This is a genomic window from Flavobacterium sp. TAB 87, from assembly GCF_001529295.1.
GTDB lineage: Bacteria > Bacteroidota > Bacteroidia > Flavobacteriales > Flavobacteriaceae > Flavobacterium.
The window spans coordinates 265,098-286,369 of the sequence record NZ_LLWK01000037.1 but is presented as its reverse complement, the minus strand read 5'-3'; the positions used below and the strand labels follow the sequence as shown (position 1 = coordinate 286,369).

At 34.7% G+C, this 21,272-nt stretch carries 20 protein-coding genes and 4 tRNA genes; 22 read left to right on the top strand and 2 right to left on the bottom strand.

Going from position 1 to position 21,272, the window contains the following annotated elements:
• Window positions 1-11 precede the first annotated feature (11 nt).
• Together AP058_RS10500 and lipB are read left to right on the top strand one after the other, a co-directional pair.
• On the top strand, window positions 12-764 hold the full coding sequence (locus tag AP058_RS10500; RefSeq protein ID WP_066310244.1) for a hypothetical protein: 753 nt from the start codon (window positions 12-14) through the stop codon (window positions 762-764).
• Window positions 765-775: 11 nt separating this feature from the next.
• On the top strand, window positions 776-1,486 hold the full coding sequence (gene lipB / locus AP058_RS10495) for a lipoyl(octanoyl) transferase LipB (RefSeq protein ID WP_066310242.1): 711 nt from the start codon (window positions 776-778) through the stop codon (window positions 1,484-1,486).
• A gap of 146 nt (window positions 1,487-1,632) precedes the next feature.
• Here lipB and AP058_RS10490 read toward each other — a convergent pair whose 3' ends face one another.
• Complete coding sequence (locus AP058_RS10490; protein WP_066310240.1) at window positions 1,633-2,292, bottom strand: ribonuclease HII; 660 nt, start codon at window positions 2,290-2,292, stop codon at window positions 1,633-1,635.
• 195 nt (window positions 2,293-2,487) lie between these two features.
• Between AP058_RS10490 and AP058_RS10485 the strand changes: the two genes are divergently transcribed.
• The 7 genes from AP058_RS10485 to AP058_RS10455 all read left to right on the top strand — a co-directional run bounded on the left by AP058_RS10485 (window position 2,488) and on the right by AP058_RS10455 (window position 12,768).
• Window positions 2,488-5,628 carry a TonB-dependent receptor gene (locus tag AP058_RS10485; protein ID WP_066310238.1) on the top strand — a complete coding sequence of 1,047 codons (3,141 nt, stop codon included), beginning with the start codon at window positions 2,488-2,490 and terminating at the stop codon, window positions 5,626-5,628.
• 11 nt (window positions 5,629-5,639) lie between these two features.
• Window positions 5,640-7,109 carry a RagB/SusD family nutrient uptake outer membrane protein gene (locus AP058_RS10480; protein ID WP_066310237.1) on the top strand — a complete coding sequence of 490 codons (1,470 nt, stop codon included), beginning with the start codon at window positions 5,640-5,642 and terminating at the stop codon, window positions 7,107-7,109.
• Between the two features lie 147 nt (window positions 7,110-7,256).
• Window positions 7,257-9,233 carry a putative porin gene (locus AP058_RS10475; RefSeq protein ID WP_066310236.1) on the top strand — a complete coding sequence of 659 codons (1,977 nt, stop codon included), beginning with the start codon at window positions 7,257-7,259 and terminating at the stop codon, window positions 9,231-9,233.
• Window positions 9,234-9,268: 35 nt separating this feature from the next.
• The gene (locus AP058_RS10470) at window positions 9,269-10,630 is read left to right on the top strand and encodes a pyridoxal-phosphate dependent enzyme (protein ID WP_066310234.1); all 1,362 of its coding nucleotides are present in this window, start codon (window positions 9,269-9,271) and stop codon (window positions 10,628-10,630) included.
• Window positions 10,631-10,640: 10 nt separating this feature from the next.
• Window positions 10,641-11,126 (top strand): 3'-5' exonuclease, encoded by a 486-nt coding sequence (locus AP058_RS10465; protein WP_066310231.1) that lies wholly within the window; start codon window positions 10,641-10,643, stop codon window positions 11,124-11,126.
• Window positions 11,127-11,207: 81 nt separating this feature from the next.
• Complete coding sequence (locus AP058_RS10460) at window positions 11,208-12,497, top strand: DUF2851 family protein (protein ID WP_066310226.1); 1,290 nt, start codon at window positions 11,208-11,210, stop codon at window positions 12,495-12,497.
• A gap of 43 nt (window positions 12,498-12,540) precedes the next feature.
• The gene (locus tag AP058_RS10455) at window positions 12,541-12,768 is read left to right on the top strand and encodes a PspC family transcriptional regulator (protein WP_066310221.1); all 228 of its coding nucleotides are present in this window, start codon (window positions 12,541-12,543) and stop codon (window positions 12,766-12,768) included.
• A 72-nt stretch (window positions 12,769-12,840) separates the two neighbouring features.
• Here AP058_RS10455 and AP058_RS10450 read toward each other — a convergent pair whose 3' ends face one another.
• Complete coding sequence (locus AP058_RS10450) at window positions 12,841-14,292, bottom strand: amino acid permease (protein WP_066310219.1); 1,452 nt, start codon at window positions 14,290-14,292, stop codon at window positions 12,841-12,843.
• Window positions 14,293-14,547: 255 nt separating this feature from the next.
• Here AP058_RS10450 and AP058_RS10445 point away from each other — a divergent pair, with 255 nt between their 5' ends.
• The 13 genes from AP058_RS10445 to rplK all read left to right on the top strand — a co-directional run bounded on the left by AP058_RS10445 (window position 14,548) and on the right by rplK (window position 21,268).
• Window positions 14,548-15,426, top strand: coding sequence for a helix-hairpin-helix domain-containing protein (locus tag AP058_RS10445; protein ID WP_066310218.1), 879 nt, complete (start codon window positions 14,548-14,550; stop codon window positions 15,424-15,426).
• 13 nt (window positions 15,427-15,439) lie between these two features.
• Complete coding sequence (locus AP058_RS10440) at window positions 15,440-16,582, top strand: acyl-CoA dehydrogenase family protein (protein ID WP_066311124.1); 1,143 nt, start codon at window positions 15,440-15,442, stop codon at window positions 16,580-16,582.
• Window positions 16,583-16,679: 97 nt separating this feature from the next.
• Window positions 16,680-16,874, top strand: coding sequence for a 30S ribosomal protein S21 (gene rpsU, locus AP058_RS10435; protein ID WP_066310215.1), 195 nt, complete (start codon window positions 16,680-16,682; stop codon window positions 16,872-16,874).
• 72 nt (window positions 16,875-16,946) lie between these two features.
• The gene (locus AP058_RS10430) at window positions 16,947-17,843 is read left to right on the top strand and encodes a tyrosine-type recombinase/integrase (RefSeq protein WP_066310212.1); all 897 of its coding nucleotides are present in this window, start codon (window positions 16,947-16,949) and stop codon (window positions 17,841-17,843) included.
• Between the two features lie 31 nt (window positions 17,844-17,874).
• Window positions 17,875-18,177 carry a ribosome hibernation-promoting factor, HPF/YfiA family gene (gene hpf / locus AP058_RS10425; RefSeq protein ID WP_066310208.1) on the top strand — a complete coding sequence of 101 codons (303 nt, stop codon included), beginning with the start codon at window positions 17,875-17,877 and terminating at the stop codon, window positions 18,175-18,177.
• 92 nt (window positions 18,178-18,269) lie between these two features.
• A tRNA-Thr gene (locus tag AP058_RS10420) sits at window positions 18,270-18,343 on the top strand.
• Between the two features lie 50 nt (window positions 18,344-18,393).
• Window positions 18,394-18,474: transfer RNA gene (locus tag AP058_RS10415), tRNA-Tyr, on the top strand.
• 61 nt (window positions 18,475-18,535) lie between these two features.
• Window positions 18,536-18,607, top strand: a tRNA-Thr gene (locus AP058_RS10410).
• 55 nt (window positions 18,608-18,662) lie between these two features.
• Window positions 18,663-19,850 carry an elongation factor Tu gene (tuf, locus tag AP058_RS10405; RefSeq protein ID WP_066310205.1) on the top strand — a complete coding sequence of 396 codons (1,188 nt, stop codon included), beginning with the start codon at window positions 18,663-18,665 and terminating at the stop codon, window positions 19,848-19,850.
• A 59-nt stretch (window positions 19,851-19,909) separates the two neighbouring features.
• Window positions 19,910-19,980: transfer RNA gene (locus tag AP058_RS10400), tRNA-Trp, on the top strand.
• Window positions 19,981-20,000: 20 nt separating this feature from the next.
• Window positions 20,001-20,198 carry a preprotein translocase subunit SecE gene (secE, locus tag AP058_RS10395; protein WP_066310177.1) on the top strand — a complete coding sequence of 66 codons (198 nt, stop codon included), beginning with the start codon at window positions 20,001-20,003 and terminating at the stop codon, window positions 20,196-20,198.
• Window positions 20,199-20,209: 11 nt separating this feature from the next.
• Entirely contained in the window at window positions 20,210-20,761 is a 552-nt protein-coding gene (gene nusG, locus AP058_RS10390) for a transcription termination/antitermination protein NusG (RefSeq protein WP_066310174.1), read from the top strand.
• Between the two features lie 69 nt (window positions 20,762-20,830).
• Window positions 20,831-21,268, top strand: coding sequence for a 50S ribosomal protein L11 (gene rplK / locus AP058_RS10385; RefSeq protein WP_066310171.1), 438 nt, complete (start codon window positions 20,831-20,833; stop codon window positions 21,266-21,268).
• Window positions 21,269-21,272 lie beyond the last annotated feature (4 nt).

Below are 21,272 nucleotides of genomic sequence, written 5' to 3'. Positions count from 1 at the left end.
AAAGAACCAAAATGAAAATTCATTACCTATTACTGGCCCTGCTTAGTGCTGTTTTAACGAGTTGCACTTTTACGGAAACTGTTACTATAGATGAAAATGGCACCGGACAATATACTGTAAATATGGATGGTTCTGCTTTAATGGCGATGGCCGGAGAGCAAATGGCTGCTGGATTGAGTGAAGAACAATCTAAAAATATTGATACTACTTTTGCTTTTAAACAAGTGTTTGCCAAAAAAAAAGATAGTATTGCTAAACTGCCGATTAAAACACAGCAAGAGTTAAAAAAGCTAGAGAACGTTGTTGTAGAGATGAAAATGAATGCAGAACAAAAGCAGTTTTTAGTAGCGCTTAAAAGTAATTTTACCAATGTGAATGAACTACAAGATATGCTAAAAGCGATGCAAACGTTGCAAAAATTAGATAAAAAATCAAATAGTGAAAATCCACTTGGAATGGGTAGCGATTTTGCTAATAACAATTCGAATGTAACCTATTCTTATACTGCAAAAAAATTCAACAGAGTAGTGACTGTAGCTCCAAAAGACAGCAATACAGTAAGTGAAGATTCGCTTGGAATGTATAAAATGATTTTTGCCTCGTCTAATTATGTTCTAAAGTATAATTTTCCAAAACGCATCAAAAAGGTTTCTAATCCCGATGCGCTTTTTAGTGCTGACCGCAAATCAATAACTGTTCGATATCCGTTTACTGATTATATGGAAAACCCCAAAAAGCTGGATCTAATTGTTGAGTTTGAATAATATTAAGTGAGATGAATAAAAAAATAAAACTGCAAGATCTAGGTCAGAAAGATTATAAAGACACGTGGGAGTATCAAGAAAAAATATTCAAGGATATCGTTGATTTAAAGATCAGAAACCGCCGCGAAGAATTGAATTTGCCGACTCCAAATTACTTACTTTTAGTCGAGCATCCGCACGTATATACGCTAGGGAAAAGTGGAGATCTACAAAACTTGCTCTTATCTGAAAAGCAACTCGAGGCCAAAGGAGCTACTTTCTACAAAATTAATCGAGGTGGAGATATTACGTACCACGGTCCAGGACAAATTGTAGGTTATCCTATTCTAGATCTAGAAAACTTTTTTACTGATATTCACAAGTACTTGCGTTTCCTAGAGGAAGCAATCATTTTAACCCTAAAAGATTTTGGTTTAGAATCGGGTAGAAGTGAAGGCGAAACAGGAGTTTGGTTGGGAGTAGGAACTCCATTTGCTCGTAAAATTTGCGCTATGGGTGTCCGAGCATCGCGCTGGGTTACCATGCATGGTTTCGCTTTAAATGTAAACGTTGACTTAGGCTATTTTGATAATATCATTCCCTGCGGAATACGCGGTAAAGCAGTTACTTCGCTACATGTCGAACTAGGAGTAGAGAATGTCGACGAAGCTCAAGTGAAAAAGCAAATAATCAAGCATCTTTCAGAATTGTTTGAAGCGGATTTTGACCATTGTGAAGCTTGAATACAGTTCTCCAAGTTTCAAATTTTGAGAGTATCACGCTAGTAAACTTGGAAACTAGAGAGGTTTTTCCACTTTTTTAGAATGTTTGAATCTTTAGTGCTTCTCATAGATATCTTATACTTTTTAAACGAGATATAAGTTTAATATTACAAGTCCAATACGAGTTGATCTGGCAAAAGACGAAAACTCATTCGGTGGTATTTGGTAGTTCCGTATTTTTTAATAGCCTCCCGATGTTCTTTGGTAGGATATCCTTTATTCTTCTTCCAATTGTACATTGGAAACTCTTCGTGTATTGTATTCATATATTCATCTCGATAGGTTTTTGCCAGTATCGAAGCCGAAGCAATACTTAAATACTTGGAATCTCCTTTTATAATACTTTCATTTGGAATAGATTGTAAGAGATCCATTTCGAGTGTAGAAAATTGTTTTCCTGTCTTGCTTTTTATTCCCAACTTGGCATTCAATGCCCGATTTCCATCTACAATAATAAATTCAGGGACCGGATTTAAACGCAATATGCTTTCTTGCATGGCTTTCATCGATGCATTCAAAATATTAATTTCATCGATCTCTGGCGGATAAAGATGTGTCACTGCAAACGATATTGCCTCAAATTCAATAAGTGGCCGCAGTATTTCTCTAGTTTTTTCAGATAATTGTTTGCTGTCGTTTACTAATAGGTTATTAAAATTTGTAGGAAAAAGAACCGCAGCTGCTGTAACTGGTCCAGCCAAACACCCTCGACCAGCCTCATCTGTCCCAGCCTCGTAATCTGCGGTAGAATGGGAAATTTTTAACAAAATATATACTTTATGTGTTAATAATCTATGATAATGAAAATCAGTAGCTCACGTTTTTATTTGTAGGACAAAATTAGCATTTAATATTTAATTAACACAAATGTTAATTAAATATTAAATAAAGCGACCCTACCTGTTGCTTTATTAAGATATTATTATGATTTTTGCGTTCTAACTAATTCAAAACTTAAATGTATGAAATTAAAATTTAAATGGATTTTTACGCTATTGATAGCGTTATCTGTACAGTTTTCTTTTGCACAAGAAAAAACTGTTTCTGGAGTTGTTTCAGATTCATCTGGACCTATACCAGGTGTAAATGTACTTGTAAAGGGTGGTAAAATTACTGCTCAAACAGATTTTGACGGGAGCTATTCCGTTAAAGCAAAAACGGGTGATGTTTTGTTATTTTCATATGTGGGTATGAACGACAAACAAATTACCGTTGGCGCAACTAATGCAATAAATGTTAAAATGGAATCTTCAGCTCAACAAATGGATGAGGTTGTTGTTGTAGCATATGGACGTGTTAAAAAATCTGAATATACTGGTTCAGTTTCGTCAATAAAAGCAGCAGACATCGAAGATAGAGCTTTAACAAATGTTTTAGCAGGATTGGATGGAGCTACTTCTGGTTTGCAAGTTCAAAGTTCAGCAGGTCAGCCAGGTTCTGCACCAGCAATTAGAATTAGAGGTTTTAGCTCGATAAATGGCTCTAATACACCTTTATATATTGTCGATGGTGTTCCTTACACCGGAGACATTAGCACTATTAACAGTGCTGATGTTGAAAGCATGAGTGTTTTAAAAGATGCGGCATCAACTTCTTTATATGGGTCAAAAGCTGCGAATGGTGTAATTATTATTACAACAAAAACAGGAAAATCTTCAAAAGATAAATTTACTTTAAACATAAGCCAAGGTTTGTCGTCAAGGTCAATTCCTGAATACAATAGAGTTAATGCGCAACAATATTACCCATTAGAGTGGGAAGCAGTAAGAAATAGTAGACCAATGAGTACTCCAACTCAAATGGATGCTGCTAATCTTTATGCAAGTAATAATATTGCTGCTTTGTTATACACAAACCCATTTAATGTGGCAGATAATCAAATTGTTGGCGTTGATGGTAAATTGAATCCAAATGCATCATTATTATATCCTGGTGATTTAGATTGGGAAAAACCACTTTCTAGAGCTGGTGTAAGAAGAAATGTAGATTTCTCGTACCAAGGAAAAAGCGAAACTTCTAATTATTTTGTTTCGATAAGTAATTTAAATGAACAAGGAAATATTAAGAAGTCAGATTACGAAAGAACGACTGCGCGTGTTAATATCAATTCAAAATTTAAAGAATGGTTTAAAACTGGTTTGAATTTATCAGGAGCGCTTACAGATTCTGATCGTGCAGTTGATGGAGCTGATAATAGTTCATCATTTAATAATCCATTTAGAACGATCAGATACATGGGGCCAATTTATCCTGTTTTCGATCATAATGCTGATGGTAGTTACCTAGTGGATGACGCTGGTGATAAAGTATACTCTACATTAAGAGGTACGGGAGCATCAAATGGTCGTAATGTTATTTATGAAACTTTATACAATAGTGATCGTGCGGAATCGATAGCTTTATCAGCAAGAACTTTTGCTGAGTTTAATCTTTACGAAGGACTTAAATTTACAGCAAACTACGCTATCGATAAGAGATCTGTAAATTCATCAGATTACAAGAACAAAGTTATCGGAGATGCAGCTGGTTTAGGTGGTGCATCAAAAGATTCTAATGGATATACAGGCGTTACTTTTAATCAAATTTTAGATTATTCTAAATCTTTTGGTGTACATAATTTAACAGCGTTATTGGGTCATGAAAGTTTTGATTATGAAACTACATACGTAACAGGTACTAAAAGAGGACAGGTTGTAAATGATAATTCAGAATTAATTAATTTTGTTACCGTAACTAACTTAGAATCGTATAAAAGAAATTACGCTACAGAAGCTTATTTCTCAAGACTTGGATATGATTACGACGGAAGATATTTAATTTCTGGGTCGTTCCGTAGAGATGGTTCTTCTAAATTTGCAAAAGACAACCGTTGGGGTAATTTTTACTCTGTTGGAGCAGCTTGGAACATTTCAAAAGAAAATTTCTTAGCAGATAGTTCATGGATTGATGATTTAAGAATTAGAGGTTCGTACGGAGAGGTTGGTAATGATTCTCATATCAGCAATACAGGATTAAGTTTTTACGTAAGTCAGCCAACTTATGCTTTAGGTTATGACAATGATTCAGAAGGAGGTATTCTTTCTAACGGTATTGGAGCTCCTAATTTAAAATGGGAAAAAAACACACAATCAGACCTAGCGCTTGAATTTGCTGCTTTTAAAAACCGATTTACTGGTACAGTTGAGTATTACAATCGTAAAACAGACGGATTAATTTTTGATGTTCCTAATCCTTTGTCATTAGGTTTAGATACAAGAGTTGAAAATATTGGTTCTATGTTTAATCAAGGTATAGAAGTTTCATTAAATGCAGCGATCATTAAAACAAATGATTTCTCTTGGGATTTCACTGTTAACGCTTCAACAATAACTAATGAAATTACTTCTCTTCCACAGAAAGAAATTATCAATGGTACTAAAAAATATACAGTTGGTAGTTCTATTTATGAATATTGGTTGAGAGACTGGTACGGTGTTGATTCTGCAGATGGTTATGCATTATATGTTGCAGACCCAGCACTAATTGTTGCAGGAGATACAGAGCAACGCGTTGTAAATGGTATGAATGTTACGACAAACCATACGAAAGCTTTATACAAATATGCCGGTTCTGCATTGCCAGATTTATATGGTAGTTTTTCGAATACCTTTAATTATAAAGGCTTAGAATTAAGTGTAATGTTTACGTATCAAATGGGTGGTAAAACTTACGATAGTAATTATCAATCTTTAATGCATACAGGAAATGATTATGGATCAGCTTTAAGTACTGATATTTTAAACAGATGGCAAAAAGCGGGAGATGTAACAAATGTACCGAGGTTAGACGTTACCACAAATACAGCATCTTCAGCATCTTCAGACAGATGGTTAGTTGATTCAGATTATTTGTCATTTAGACAAGCCAACTTATCGTATAAATTACCTATAAATTTTACAGAAAAAATTGGTGTTGATAATATGAGATTTTTTGTAAATGGAGAAAACTTACTTCTTTTTACTAAGAAACAAGGAATGGATCCAACTCAAAATTTTAATGGTACTACTCAAAACAGGTTTTCTCCTGCTAGAATTTTTTCATTAGGACTTAATTTAAACTTTTAATTTTAAATAGTATGAAAATTAATTTATCAAAATATATAATAATCGCAGCTTCAACTCTAGTATTAGGGTCGTGTTCAAGCGATTTTTTAGACCAAACTCCTACTGAATTTATCAGTGAGGATGCTGCCACCGCAGACACCGATGCATTGTATTTGGCATTGAACGGTATTCACCGTTCGATGTACATTAGATATGAGAGTCAAGGACAAACTGGCGTGGGAGGAATCATGCAGCAAATGGATATTGCAGGAGAAGACTTAGTGTACACCGCTTCGAATAGCTGGTTTTCTAGTGTTTATAACTGGACTGCTCCTTCCAATGAAAATTCATCTGAAGTACGATTTCCTTACAGAACATTTTATCAAATTATTAGAAACGCAAATGCAATTATAAACAATGCAGATGCAGCTTCAGGACCTCAAGCAGACAAAGACATTACAAAAGGGCAAGCACTGTTATATAGAGCTTTCGGCCACTTTCAGTTGGTTCAGATCTATGGTAAAAGATACGTTAGTGGTGCTGCAAATACTCAAGATGGAGTACCTCTTGTTTTATCAACTACAGATATTGTTGGAAGATCTTCTGTTGAAGATGTATACAAACAAGTTAATGAGGACATTGATGTAGCTATTGGATTATTGAATGGATATAAAAAAAAGAACAATTCTCATCTAGATTTACCAGTAGCTTATGGATTAAAAGCTCGTGTTAATTTGGTACAAGGAAATTGGTTAATTGCGGCGGATAATGCAGCTAAAGCGAGAGCAGGAAAAAATTTAATGACCATTGCAGAGTATACTGCTGGTTTTAATGATAACTCTAATAAAGAATGGATGTGGGGAAGCCACGTTGTTGAGGTTCAAACTGCTTATTTTGCAAATTTTGGAGGATACATGTCTCGTAATTTTAACTCGGCTGTAATTAAGGCGTGTCCAAAAGCAATAAATAGCAAATTGTACAATCAAATTCCTGCTACAGACGTTCGTGCTGCTATATTTAGTAAAACGGGTGCTCATCCAAATGTGGTTTTAGTTGCTGCTGCTAAAAAATTTCCTTATACAAGTCAAAAGTTTTTATCAGTAAGTACTGGAGATAGCCGTTGTGATGTTCCTTATATGCGTGCTGCAGAGATGTATTTAATTGAAGCAGAAGCAAAAGCTAAATTAGGTGCTGCTGATGCCGCTCAAGTTTTATTTGACTTGGTAAAGAAGAGAAATCCATCATATGTACTGTCAACAAATACAGGTCAAGCTTTAGCAGATGAGGTAATGTTTCAACGTCGAATTGAATTATGGGGAGAAGGATTTAGATTTATGGATCTAAAAAGAACCAATTCAGATTTAGATCGTACCGGAGCAAACCATAACTCGACATTAACTGGAGGTGTTTTATCTGTACCGGCATCAGATAAAAGATGGCAATGGCTTATACCTCGCGATGAGATTAATGCAAATCCATTAGTAAAACAAAATGATTTGTAGTTTACTCTATAATAAAAATTTTAAACCCGATTACTTTATGTAATCGGGTTTTTTCTTTAAGAACTAATTTTTTATTTATACCTTTTTATATTTTACCTTTGCTTTACTAAAAATTATTCAAATAATTACCCATATAGCGATCATACAATGAGGATTCTCTTTTTTTTATCTTTTTTAATACTGCCTTTAGTGTTATTTGCTCAAGGAAAACCGAATTCGAAATTTGATATACACGATACGCATAAAAGTATCAATGACACCGTTCAAAAAGTAAAACAAAAGGTTGCTACTATAGATCAGTATCAAATTTTTACTTTAGAACATGATACTATTTATGCCGATACGTCGCTCACAATACAAAAGTATTACAAGCACAATTACTTACGAAAAGATAACTTTGGACTGTTAGCTTTTTCTAATATTGGACAAACGTATAATACGCTCGATTATAGTTTGACTAGCTTTGATCCTTATCCTGAATTTGGATTTAAGGCCAAGCATTTTAATTTCTTAGAAGCCAATCAAATTCAGTATTATTCGGCTGCAACGCCATTTACCGAATTATTTTTTAATAGTACAATTGGTAAAGGACAAAATGTCGATTCTTTCATTACTTTAAATACATCTAAGAACCTTAATTTTTCTGCAGCTTATCGTGGTTTACGTTCGGAAGGAAATTATATTAATCAATTGTCAAGCACAGGCAACTTCAGATTTACGACGAGCTATCATACTACTGATAAAAGATACGTTCTTAATTTGCACGTAACCTATCAAGATATCTTAAACAGTGAAAATGGTGGAATTACCACACCAGATGATTTTGAAAGTGGTAATGCCGATTATAAAAACAGACAGCGTTTACAAGTTTTTTTAACAGATGCCCGTTCTTTTTTAAAAGGAAGACGCTTTTTTGTAGATCATGCTTTTAGAATCAACACTAACGATGTCAATAATAATTTATATGTTACGCATCAGTTCAATTACGAAAATAAAGATTTTGAGTACACGCAACCCACAGTTGCATCGACGGTAGGCACAAGTCAGGCAGTTCGTTTTGGTCAACCTTATATTTTTAGTGATATTAATGATCAAACGCATTACAACAAAATGTATAATAAATTTGGTTTAGCATACGAAAATGTACTTTTAGGAAAGTTTTACTTTTTTGCAGATGATTTTAGAAGCAACTATTATTATAATCGTGTGCTTATTAATATTGATCCAAATACAGGTGTTGAAGATATTATACCAAGTACTTTAAGTCAGAATATAAATAATGTTGGAGGACAATATGAATACCAAAAGAATGATTGGAATGGACGATTTTTATACTCTCGCTCAATAACAGAGCAATCGTTGTCTAATTTGGACGCTCAGTTAAAATACTCTTTTAATGAAAAGATTCAGGTTGAGCTGCAGTATCAAAATATAAATAAATTACCCAACAACAACTATAATTTGTTTCAAAGTAGTTACGTACAATACAATTGGTCCAATAATTTCAAGAACGAAAAAATAAATTCGCTTCACGCTTCAATTATTAATCCGTGGGTTAATTTCTCGGCGACTTATTCAGTTTTAGACGATCATTTGTATTTTGAAGATAGCAGTACAATTCAAGAAAAAGCAAATTTCACACAAATCATCGCTCCACAACAATATGAGAATAGTATCAATTATCTCTCGGTAAAAGTAGGTAAAGAATTTAAATTTGGTCGCTTTGCTCTCGATAATACTCTTTTGTATCAAAATGTGAAACAGTCTGATTTGGTCTTGAATGTGCCAGAATTTGTTACTAGAAATACGATTTATTACACCAATTATTTGTTTAAAAAAGCATTGTATTTGCAAACTGGTATTTCATTCAATTACTTTACTAAGTACTACGGTAATAATTACAATCCGTTGATTGGAGAATTCTTTGTTCAAAATGAAAAGGAAATAGGCAATTATGCTAATTTCGACTTTTTTGTAAACGCACGCATTCGTCAAACTCGTTTGTTTTTTAAAGTGGAGCATTTTAATGCAGCTTTCACAGGAAATGAATATTATGCAGCACCAGATAATCCGTATCGTGACCTAACGATTCGCTTTGGTCTGGTTTGGAATTTTTTTCAATAAAATTTATAAGTAGCGTACAACCAAACTCAACACTAATGAATTATTCAAATAACATATTAGGAACTATCGGGAACACCCCTTTGGTTAAATTAAATAAAATAGTAGCAGGAGTAGATGCTTTAGTTTTAGCTAAAATCGAAACCTTTAATCCGGGTAATTCTGTCAAAGATCGAATGGCCGTAAAAATGGTGGAAGATGCAGAAGCCGATGGTCGATTAAAACCTGGTGGAACGATCATAGAAGGAACTTCTGGTAATACCGGAATGGGATTAGCTTTGGTTGCTATTGTGAAAGGATACAAATTAATTTGTGTAATTTCTGACAAGCAATCCAAAGAAAAGATGGATATTCTTCGTGCTGTTGGAGCCAAAGTAGTGGTTTGTCCAACCGATGTAGAGCCAACCGATCCGCGTTCGTATTACTCGGTTTCAAAACGATTGGCCGAAGAAACTCCAAATTCGTGGTATGTGAATCAGTACGATAATTTGTCTAATTCGTTAGCACATTATGAGCAGACTGGTCCTGAAATTTGGGAACAAACCAATGGAAAAATAACTCATTTTGTTGTTGGAGTGGGAACAGGTGGGACAGTTTCTGGTGTTGCTAAATTTTTAAAAGAAAGAAATCCAAACATTAAAATTTGGGGAATAGATACCTACGGTTCAGTCTTTAAAAAATATCACGAAACGGGTATTTTTGACGAAAATGAAATCTATTCCTATATTACTGAAGGCATCGGTGAAGACATTTTACCTAAAAATGTAAACTTTTCTTTAATTGATGGTTTTACCAAAGTAACCGATAAAGATGCTGCTGTTTATACGCGTAAAATTGCTTTAGAAGAGGGAATTTTTGTCGGTAATTCTGCTGGTGCTGCGATTAAAGGATTGTTGCAATTAAAAGAACATTTTAAACGAGAAGATGTGGTTGTAGTGTTGTTTCATGATTCGGGAAGTCGCTACATAGGTAAAATGTTCAATGATGATTGGATGCGCGAACGTGGTTTTCTTGAAGAGAATATTACCAAAGCCGAAGATGTAATTAAAGATCATTTGCATAGGGAATTGATTGTTGTTCGTACAGAAGAATTGGTTTCGCATGCCATTGAAAGGATGCGTAAGTATAAAATTTCGCAAATTCCCGTAGTTGATATTTCTGGCTTTGTTGGTTCTGTAGATGAAACGGATTTGTTTCAGAGCTATGTAGCTGATAAAGACGTGGCTGATCGACCAATAAAAGAAGTAATGGGAGAACCTTTTCCTATTGTAAAATTAGGAACACCAATTGAATCCGTTTCTAAATTATTTACCAAAGAAAATGCCGCTGTTTTGCTCGATTTAGGAAATGGTAAGCATCATATCATCACAAAGTATGATATTATAGGGGCAATAAAATAGCATACAATTTATGGGTAATTTTGCAGCAATAGATTTTGAAACAGCCACAGCTTATCATCCGTGTTCGGTAGGTATTGTCACTGTCGAAAATGGAATTATTGTGGATGAGTTTGTTACGCTTATTAAGCCACCAAACAATACTTATTCGCCATTTACAATTGCAGTTCATGGTATTCGTCCTGATCAAACAATAAATGCGAAGAGTTTTTTAGAAGTTTTTCCAGAAATACAAAAACGGTTAAAAAATCGTATTGTTGTGGCACACAATGAAAGCTTTGATCGCAATGTTTTAATTAAATCTATGGCGCTCTATGGTTTAGATTATGAGTCTTTAAATATTAACTCGCGGTGGGAATGTACTGTAAAGATTTATCGTGCGAAAGGAATTAAACCAACAAAGTTAAGTGATTGCTGTCGCGAAATGAAAATTGATCTCAATCATCATGAGGCTCTTTCTGATGCTCGTGCTTGTGCGAAGTTATTCTTAAAAAAATAAATATCTAGAAGTAATTATTGTAAGTTTTTTCATTAATTTAGTATTTATAATAAGCAGAAATTGTTTATTTAAATCTAATCTATGAAAGAAGATTTTTTACATTATTTATGGAGGTATAAAAAGTTTGATGTTTTAAATCTTAAAACTACTATTGGTGAAACTGTTCAAATTATTTCGTCCGGAAGTTACCTCGAGTTAGCGGGCCCAGATTTTTTTAATGCTCAGTTAGTAGTTGGGAATCAAAAATGGGCTGGTAACGTCGAAATTCATATCAAATCGTCTGATTGGTATGTTCACAATCACGAAAAAGATAATGCCTATCAAAATGTAATTTTACACGTGGTGTGGGAGCACGACACAATTATTTTTAGAGAAGATAATTCAGAAATTCCAACTATTGAGTTGCGCGATTTCGTCTCTGCTGAAGTGCTTGTAAATTATAAAAAGTTAGTTCAACCTAAAAGCTGGATTTATTGTGAAAAAGAAATTGCTACGATTGATAATTTCATCTTTAGTAATTGGAAAGAGCGCTTGTTTTTTGAGCGTTTAGAAAGAAAATCTAAATTAATATTTGATTTATTATCGAGCACCAATAATGATTGGGAAGCTGTTCTTTTTTGTCTTCTAGCTAAAAACTTTGGATTGAATACGAACGGTGAATCCTTTCTTGCCATCGCAAAAGCGTTGCCTTTTTCTATTATTCGAAAAGAAAGCTTTGAAGTTGAAAATCTAGAAGCACTCCTTTTTGGGAAAGGTCAATTGTTGGTCGACGAAAAAGAAGATGTATATTTTAGCGATTTAAAATTTCGATACTATTACATGCTTCATAAATATCGAGTAGAGGAAGGATATGTGCAACCGTTGCAATTTTTTAAACTTCGCCCAGATAATTTTCCAACGATTCGTTTGTCACAATTGGCACATTTGTATCATCACCATCAAAACTTATTCACTAAAGTTATTGACTTAAAATCAAATGTTGATGGCTATGAATTGCTTCAAGTAAGTGTTTCTGATTACTGGCAAACGCATTACACTTTTGATAAAGTAAGTTCGAAAAAAAGCAAGAAACTCTCTAAAGCATTTATTGACTTGCTACTCATTAATACGGTAATTCCGATTCAGTTTGCGTATGCACAATCTAGAAGTGAATCTAATTCTGAACAATTATTACAATTTATGAATCAAATTGTTGCCGAGAAAAACAGTACAATAGATAAATTTACTTTCTTTAAAGTTGCCGTAAACACTGCTTTTGATTCGCAATCGCTATTGCATCTTAAAAAAGAGTACTGTGCTAAAAATAAATGTTTGTCTTGTGCGGTTGGAATGGAGTTATTGAAAGTAAAAAGCGAAATGAAAGTACTTTAAATATTTTGTACTTTTGTAGGCAATTATAAAATAGAGAAAGAAAATGTCTGCAATTTTAAAATTAAAATTTTTTTTCGAAAAATATGGTTTTCATGTATCGTCACGTTTAGCTGATAAGCTAGGAATGCGTGTGACGAGCGTTCGTTTGTTTTTTATTTATATTTCGTTTGTAACAGTAGGTTTGGGTTTTGGAGTATACTTGACCTTGGCGTTCTGGATTCGATTAAAAGATTTAATACGTGCCAAACGTACTTCGGTTTTTGATTTATAAAGAATTTTACATGCATAAAAAAACGGATTAAGAAGCTATTCTTAATCCGTTTTTTTTATTATCTCAAAAAAGTTATTTGTCAGGGTTGTTCAATTTACTGTTTTTCTTTCCGTAAACGAAGTAGATAATTACACCTAATGCCATCCAGATTACTAAACGTGCCCAACTCTCGTTAGGAAGCGAATACATTAAACCTACACAAACTAATACGCCTGCAATTGGAACATAAGGAACAAACGGTGTCTTGAACGCTCTTGGGGCATCTGGCATTTTTACGCGCATCACCATCACTCCAATACAAACCAATACAAACGCTAGTAAAGTACCGATGCTCACCATATGGCCTAAATCACTTACCGGTACAAAACCAGCAAATAAACTTACAAAGAATAAAAAGAAAACATTTGTTTTCCAAGGCGTGCGAAAGCGGGGGTGAATATCACTAAAGAATTTTGGCAACAAACCATCTTTACTCATGGTATAAAAAACACGACTTTGTCCCATTAACATTACCAACATTACAGAAGTATAACCGGCGAGAATTGCAACAATTAACCCGGTTTGTAAAAAGTCATATCCTGTTTTAGCAAAAGCTGTTGCTGCTGGTTTAGCGTCACCTGCAAATTCGTAATACGGAACTAAACCGGTCATTACATACGCAAATAATACATACAAAATGGTACATACAACTAATGAACCTAAGATTCCGATAGGCATTCCTTTTTGAGGATTTTTTGCTTCTTGGGCGGCTGTAGAAACTGCATCAAAACCGATGAAAGCAAAAAATACAGTTCCTGCCCCTGCAGCAATACCCGACCAACCAAAATGTCCAAATTCCCCTGTGTTTTCTGGAATATATGGAACATAGTTTTCAGGATTGATATAACTCCATCCTAAAACAATAAAAACAATAACTACCGCTACTTTTAGAATTACCAAAAAGTTGTTTATAGAAGCTGATTCTTTTGATCCGCGAATTAATAATAAGGATAACATAGAAACGATAAGAACAGCTGGGAGATTAATTATGCCTCCTTCTATTACCGTTCCATCACTTAATTTTAAATGTTCCCACGGAGAACAAATTAACTGCGTGGGCAGGTGAATGTCGTATTTGCTAAGTAATTCGAGTAGATACCTGGACCAGCTCACACCAACCGTTGCCGCACCCAATGCATATTCTAAAACTAAATCCCAACCAATTATCCAAGCCATAAATTCTCCCATAGTGGCGTAAGAGTATGTATAGGCACTACCCGCAACTGGAATCATCGAAGCAAATTCTGCGTAACAAAGTCCTGCAAAAGCACAACCTACTGCTGCCAATATAAAAGATAAAGTTACTGCTGGACCAGCGTGATCTGCAGCGGCAATTCCGGTTAGTGAAAATAACCCCGCACCAATAATGGCACCTACACCAAGAGCAACAAGTGATCCTGAAGAAAGAGTCCTTTTTAGGCCATCTTCTGTTTCAGATGATTCGCCAAGCAATACCGAGAGAGGTTTGGTTTTCCAAATAGACATAAAATTGTTGGTTTAAAATTACTAGGCCTCAAATGTATCGTTTTTTCGAAAAAATAAAAACAAATTAAGATATTTAAGTTACAAAATTGACTGTGTAAGACTTAATTAAATACGAATAGCTCTCTAACTGCTGAGTTTTGTTACGGTTACTTCGTTTTTTTTTGAATAATCCTGCATAGTATTTAGTTTGTATTCAATTTTTTCTTACAAAAAATAAATTTTAGTGTTATTTTTATATTCGAAATCTTATGAACCATGAACTTTCAATTTTTAAACTCTTTTTTCAAATATACCAAAGCACAACAAATAGGGATTTTGCTGCTTTTTACTATAATTGTTGCTTTGCAATTTGTATTTCGCTATTCTGATTTTACAGAAGTTCAATTGGTAACTAAAGAAGAAAAAGAATGGCTGGGCTTGCAGCAGAAACTCGATGTAATTAAAGAAGAGAAATCTGAATCTACATTAAAAAGACGGCCTTACAATCCCAATTTTATTACAGATTACAAAGGGTATAAGCTGGGGATGTCGATAAATGAAATTGACAGACTATTCGCTTTTAGGAAACAAAATAAATACGTGAATTCCGCACAGGAATTTCAAGATGTAACGAAAATTTCAGATTCTCTACTCAAAAGCATGGCTCCTTATTTTAAGTTTCCAGATTGGGTTAAAACCAAGAAAAGTAGTATCAGTAACTTACCTGCCAAGAAAGAAGCTACTATTAAAACAGTAATTGTAAAAGATATCAACCTGGCAACTGCCGAAGATTTAATTGCAATTTATGGCATAGGTGAAGCATTGTCGCAACGTGTTCTGAGTTACAAACAAACTGTTGGTGGTTTTGTTTCTATGAATCAAATTAATGAGATTTGGGGACTTTCGCCCGAAGTTATTTATATGATTAATAAAAACTTTAAAATTATTTCTAAACCAACAATTTCTAAAATTGCTATAAACGATGCTTCTTTGAAAGAGTTGAGTCAGTTTTATTATTTTAAAAATGGCCTAGCTAAACAAATACTGATTTATCGAAGTATGAACGGAAATTTTAATAATATTGAGGATTTAGCAAAAATTAAAGGTTTTCCTGTTGATAAGGCAAGTATAATTGACTTATATTTGGAGTTCTAAAACAAATAGCAACATGGATTTTAATTATAATGAAACGCAATCGATGATTGCACAGTCAATAAAGGATTTTGCAGCTGTACATATTCAACCATTTATAATGGAGTGGGACGAAGCACAAACATTTCCTGTTCCGTTATTCAAAAGATTAGGAGAAATGGGTTTTATGGGTGTTTTAGTACCGGAAGAATATGGTGGTGCAGGTTTAGGTTATCATGAATATATTACTATTGTTGAAGAAATATCAAAAGTAGATCCTTCTATTGGTCTTTCAGTTGCGGCGCATAATTCGTTATGTACTAATCATATTTTAACTTTTGGAAATGAAGAACAAAAGAAAAGATGGTTGCCAAAATTAGCTACCGCAGAACATATTGGAGCTTGGGGGTTAACCGAGCATAATACAGGATCTGATGCTGGAGGAATGAATACTACAGCAAAAAGAGATGGAGATGATTGGATTGTAAATGGAGCCAAAAACTTTATTACACATGCCATTTCTGGCGATATTGCAGTAGTGATTGTTCGTACAGGAGAAAAGGGAGATTCGAAAGGAATGACTGCCTTTGTATTCGAAAAAGGGATGGCTGGTTTTACTTCGGGTAAAAAAGAAAATAAATTAGGAATGCGTGCTAGTGAAACTGCCGAACTAATTTTTGATAGTTGCCGTATTCCCGATGCAAATCGCTTAGGCGAAGTCGGACAAGGATTTATTCAGGCCATGAAAATTTTAGATGGTGGTAGAATATCGATCGGAGCACTTTCTTTAGGAATTGCAAAAGGAGCTTATGAAGCCGCTCTAAAATATTCTAAAGAACGCCATCAATTTGGACAGCCGATAAGTAGCTTTCAAGGTATCTCATTTAAATTGGCCGACATGGCTACCGAAATTGAAGCTTCGGAATTGTTGTTACACAAAGCGGCTTTCTTAAAACAAGACCACAAGCCAGTTACCACTATGGGAGCTATGGCCAAAATGTTTGCTTCGGAAGTGTGTGTTAAGGTCGCAAATGAAGCCGTACAGATTCACGGAGGTTACGGATATACCAAAGATTATCCGGTCGAAAAATTCTATCGTGATTCTAAATTATGTACTATTGGAGAAGGAACGACCGAAATTCAGAAACTTGTAATTTCACGAAACTTACTAAAAGAGTAAGCTCTTAAGCGACTTTAAAATTTATTTGTACTTTATAAGTCATAAGTGGTATTTAATAGCTACTTTTGCAGCCTTAACGAGAGGAGGTGTCAAAATTATGTTAATTATACCGATTAAAGACGGAGAAAATATCGATAGAGCGCTAAAACGCTACAAAAGAAAATTTGATAAAACAGGAACTGTTCGTCAATTAAGATCACGTACTGCGTTCTTAAAACCATCAGTTGTGAAAAGAGCAAAACTTCAAAAAGCTGCTTACATTCAAAACATGAAAGACAACTTAGAGAATTAATCTTTTTTCTATGTTAAAAATAAATACCGTTAGTGGTCAAAATTTTATAATTTTGATGCTAACGGTTTTTTTATGAAAAAAAATACAGCAGCATTTCAGGATTATTTGCAATTAGAGAAAAAATATTCTTTGCACACCGTAAATGCGTATCTTAAAGATATAGCAGATTTTGAGTTGTTTAATACAATCAATTTTGAGCAAGATGTAATCGACACTGCAAATTACAGTCAAATTCGATCTTGGATTGTTTTTTTGATAGATGCAGGTTTAGAAAACATCTCTGTTAATCGTAAGATGGCATCTCTAAAAGCTTTCTATAAATTTTTATTAAAAACAAAACAATTGGATGTGAGTCCAATGTTAAAGCATAGAGCTTTAAAAGTTTCAAAATCAATTCAAATTCCATTTTCTGAAAATGAATTGCAGTTGGTTTTAAAGGAGTTTCAAAACGCAGTTGGTTTTGAAGAAATTCGAGATAAGTTAATTATTGATTTATTGTATGCTACTGGAATTCGGCGATCCGAATTAATTGGTCTTCGTTTGGATGCTGTAGATTTATACCAAGATAGTTTGAAGGTTTTGGGAAAGAGAAATAAGGAACGAATAGTGCCTTTATTGCCTGTGATAAAAGAACAAATTAAGAGGTATTTGGGCGAGCGTATATTGCTAGAGGTTATTATAGATGAAAGGTATTTTTTTGTTTCTAAAAAGGGCGTAAAATTGAATGAAACTTTTGTCTATCGATTAATTAATTCTTACTTTAGTAGAGTCTCCGAAAAAGTAAAAAAGAGTCCGCACATGCTTCGGCATACATTTGCAACTCATTTGTTAAATAACGGAGCAGATCTAAATTCGGTAAAAGAATTATTAGGACATTCAAGTTTGGCTTCTACCCAAGTATATACGCATAACAGTTTAGCTGAACTTCAAAAAGTATATCAGGAAGCGCATCCTCGAAACAAGAAATAGTTTTTTATGTTTAATCTTAAAATTTTGTATTATGAAGGTAAATGTTCATGCAGTTAACTTTGTTGTTGACGGAAAGCTGTTAGATTTTATTCAGTCACGAATGGATAAATTAGAAAAGTATTATGATAAGGTGGTCTCGGCTGATGTGTATTTGAAGGTCGAGCGAACGAGTGATAAAGAAAACAAGTGTGTTGAGATAAAGGTTAATGTACCAGGAGATGATTTTTTGGTTAAAAAACAATGTAAAAGTTTTGAGGAAGCAGTGGAGCTTTCGGCCGAATCATTGGAGCGTTCGCTTGTGAAAAGGAAAGAAAAAATAAGAACTCATATTTAATGTCAAAATTTTTTTAAAAAAATGTTTTGAATCAAAGATAAAATCTATACATTTGCAGTCCGTTAGAAATAGCGGACTTTTTTATTGATATTGCCAGCGTAGCTCAGTTGGCTAGAGCAGCTGATTTGTAATCAGCAGGTCGTGGGTTCGAGTCCCTCCGCCGGCTCTAAAATTCCAACGCGATTTGGAAGGTTCATGGTTTTATTGATAAAAGAAGGGGAGATACTCAAGCGGCCAACGAGGGCAGACTGTAAATCTGCTGTGTAAACTTCGCAGGTTCGAATCCTGCTCTCCCCACAAAATTGATTGGAGGTTTAGATTTCTAAATTGAAAATCAAATATCCTTAACAAGGATTCTGCCGACTTAGCTCAGGGGTAGAGTGCTTCCTTGGTAAGGAAGAGGTCACGGGTTCAATTCCCGTAGTTGGCTCAAGTAAGTAGGAAATTGAAAATTAATATATAACTAAGATTAAAAATTAAGTAAAATGGCAAAAGAAACCTTTAACCGTTCGAAACCACACTTAAATATTGGTACGATCGGACACGTGGATCACGGTAAAACTACTTTAACAGCAGCAATCACAAAAGTGTTATCTGATGCTGGTTACTGTCAAGCTAGATCATTTGATCAAATTGATAATGCTCCTGAGGAGAAAGAAAGAGGTATTACAATTAATACATCTCACGTTGAGTATGAAACTGCTAATCGTCATTACGCTCACGTTGACTGTCCAGGTCACGCGGATTACGTAAAAAACATGGTTACAGGTGCAGCTCAAATGGATGGTGCTATCTTAGTAGTTGCTGCTACAGATGGTCCAATGCCACAAACTCGTGAGCACATCCTTTTAGGACGTCAGGTTGGTATTCCAAGAATCGTTGTTTTTATGAACAAAGTGGATATGGTAGACGATGCTGAGTTGTTAGAGCTTGTTGAAATGGAAATTAGAGATTTATTATCTTTCTACGAATATGATGGAGATAATGGACCAGTAGTTCAAGGATCTGCTTTAGGTGGATTGAATGGAGATGCTACATGGGTGCCAAAAATCATGGAATTAATGGCAGCTGTTGATGCTTGGATCGAAGAGCCAGTGCGTGATATCGCTAAGCCATTCTTGATGCCAGTTGAAGATGTATTTACAATTACAGGACGTGGAACTGTTGCTACAGGTCGTATCGAAACTGGTATTGCTAATACAGGAGATGCTGTTGAGATCATTGGTATGGGAGCTGATAAATTAACTTCTACTATTACAGGAGTTGAGATGTTCCGTAAAATCCTTGATAGAGGTGAAGCTGGAGATAACGTAGGTTTATTGTTAAGAGGTGTTGATAAAGAATCTATAAAAAGAGGAATGGTTATCGTTAAGCCAGGATCAGTAAAACCACACGCTACTTTTAAAGCAGAGGTTTATATCTTGAAAAAAGAAGAAGGTGGACGTCATACTCCATTCCATAATAACTACCGTCCACAGTTTTACGTACGTACAACTGACGTAACAGGAGTTATTACTTTGCCAGAAGGAGTAGAGATGGTAATGCCAGGAGATAACTTGACTATTAATGTTGCTTTGTTAAGCCCAATCGCAATGAGCGTAGGTTTACGTTTCGCTATCCGTGAAGGTGGTAGAACAGTAGGTGCAGGTCAGGTAACTGAAATCGTAGGATAATCCTATAAAAATTATAAGGCCAGTTGATTTTCTTAACTGAAATAATACTGGCTTTTACTACGGGCGTAGTTCAAGGGTAGAATAGCGGTCTCCAAAACCGTTGATGGGGGTTCGAATCCCTCCGCCCGTGCAATAAAAAAATTAGATCAAATGGCAAAAGTTGTTAATTACATATCGGAATCATTCGAGGAATTAAAGTCAAATGTGACTTGGCCTACATGGGCAGAAGTGCAAAAATTGACAATTATTGTCGCTGTTTTTTCAGTCTTATTCGCTTTGGCAACATGGGGAGTAGATGAGTTTTTTGCAAGTGTATTGGAGAAATTTGCCATCTGGATAAAAGCTTAATTTTTTTTATGATGACTGAAAATAGTATTAAAAAGTGGTATGTAGTTCGAGCGGTAAGCGGTCAAGAGAATAAAGTGAAAGCTTATATCGAAACTGAGATTGCTAGATTGGGTATGGAGGATTACGTTTCTCAAGTCTTGGTGCCGACAGAAAAAGTGGTTACTGTAAAAGACGGAAAGAAAATAGCGAAGGATAAAGTTTATTTTCCGGGCTATGTAATGATCGAAGCTAATTTAGTGGGTGAAATACCTCATATTATCAAGTCTATAACGAGTGTGATTGGTTTTTTAGGTGAGGTGAAAGGTGGAGAACCTGTGCCGCTTAGAATATCAGAAGTGAATAGAATGTTAGGTAAAGTTGACGAGTTGGCAGTAAATACTGATACGCGAGCAATACCTTTCAACTTAGGGGAAACGGTAAAAGTGGTCGATGGTCCTTTTAATGGTTTTAACGGAACAGTTGAAAAAATAAATGATGAAAAGCGTAAGCTTGAGGTAATGGTTAAAATTTTCGGAAGAAAAACACCATTAGAGTTAAGTTTTATGCAAGTTGAAAAAGTATAATTTTATTGTTACATATAACAACCATTGCAATCGCTTCCAAGAGATTGTAATGTTTAAATTTTTTTAAAAATGGCTAAAGAGATAAGTAAAGTAGTTAAACTACAAGTTAAGGGAGGTGCTGCGAATCCGTCGCCACCGGTTGGACCTGCTCTAGGAGCTGCTGGTGTTAATATCATGGAATTCTGTAAGCAATTTAATGCTAGAACTCAAGATAAACCTGGCAAAGTTTTACCAGTACAAATTACTGTGTACAAAGACAAATCATTTGACTTTGTTGTTAAAACACCTCCGGCGGCAGTACAATTGATGGAAGCTGCAAAGCTAAAATCAGGTTCTGGTGAGCCTAATCGTAAAAAAGTAGCTAGTGTTACTTGGGAACAAATTAGAACTATTTCTGAAGACAAAATGCAAGATTTAAATGCATTTACGATGGAATCTGCTATGAGTATGATTGCTGGAACAGCTAGATCTATGGGTATAACAGTATCAGGAGACGCTCCTTTTTAATTTA

Coding starts and splice junctions, on each gene's coding strand:
- AP058_RS10500 (WP_066310244.1), top strand. CDS start 12: ATGAAAATTCATTACCTATTACTGGCCCTGCTTAGTGCTGTTTTAACG.
- lipB (WP_066310242.1), top strand. CDS start 776: ATGAATAAAAAAATAAAACTGCAAGATCTAGGTCAGAAAGATTATAAA.
- AP058_RS10485 (WP_066310238.1), top strand. CDS start 2,488: ATGAAATTAAAATTTAAATGGATTTTTACGCTATTGATAGCGTTATCT.
- AP058_RS10480 (WP_066310237.1), top strand. CDS start 5,640: ATGAAAATTAATTTATCAAAATATATAATAATCGCAGCTTCAACTCTA.
- AP058_RS10475 (WP_066310236.1), top strand. CDS start 7,257: ATGAGGATTCTCTTTTTTTTATCTTTTTTAATACTGCCTTTAGTGTTA.
- AP058_RS10470 (WP_066310234.1), top strand. CDS start 9,269: ATGAATTATTCAAATAACATATTAGGAACTATCGGGAACACCCCTTTG.
- AP058_RS10465 (WP_066310231.1), top strand. CDS start 10,641: ATGGGTAATTTTGCAGCAATAGATTTTGAAACAGCCACAGCTTATCAT.
- AP058_RS10460 (WP_066310226.1), top strand. CDS start 11,208: ATGAAAGAAGATTTTTTACATTATTTATGGAGGTATAAAAAGTTTGAT.
- AP058_RS10455 (WP_066310221.1), top strand. CDS start 12,541: ATGTCTGCAATTTTAAAATTAAAATTTTTTTTCGAAAAATATGGTTTT.
- AP058_RS10450 (WP_066310219.1), bottom strand. CDS start 14,292: ATGTCTATTTGGAAAACCAAACCTCTCTCGGTATTGCTTGGCGAATCA.
- AP058_RS10445 (WP_066310218.1), top strand. CDS start 14,548: ATGAACTTTCAATTTTTAAACTCTTTTTTCAAATATACCAAAGCACAA.
- AP058_RS10440 (WP_066311124.1), top strand. CDS start 15,440: ATGGATTTTAATTATAATGAAACGCAATCGATGATTGCACAGTCAATA.
- rpsU (WP_066310215.1), top strand. CDS start 16,680: ATGTTAATTATACCGATTAAAGACGGAGAAAATATCGATAGAGCGCTA.
- AP058_RS10430 (WP_066310212.1), top strand. CDS start 16,947: ATGAAAAAAAATACAGCAGCATTTCAGGATTATTTGCAATTAGAGAAA.
- hpf (WP_066310208.1), top strand. CDS start 17,875: ATGAAGGTAAATGTTCATGCAGTTAACTTTGTTGTTGACGGAAAGCTG.
- tuf (WP_066310205.1), top strand. CDS start 18,663: ATGGCAAAAGAAACCTTTAACCGTTCGAAACCACACTTAAATATTGGT.
- secE (WP_066310177.1), top strand. CDS start 20,001: ATGGCAAAAGTTGTTAATTACATATCGGAATCATTCGAGGAATTAAAG.
- nusG (WP_066310174.1), top strand. CDS start 20,210: ATGACTGAAAATAGTATTAAAAAGTGGTATGTAGTTCGAGCGGTAAGC.
- rplK (WP_066310171.1), top strand. CDS start 20,831: ATGGCTAAAGAGATAAGTAAAGTAGTTAAACTACAAGTTAAGGGAGGT.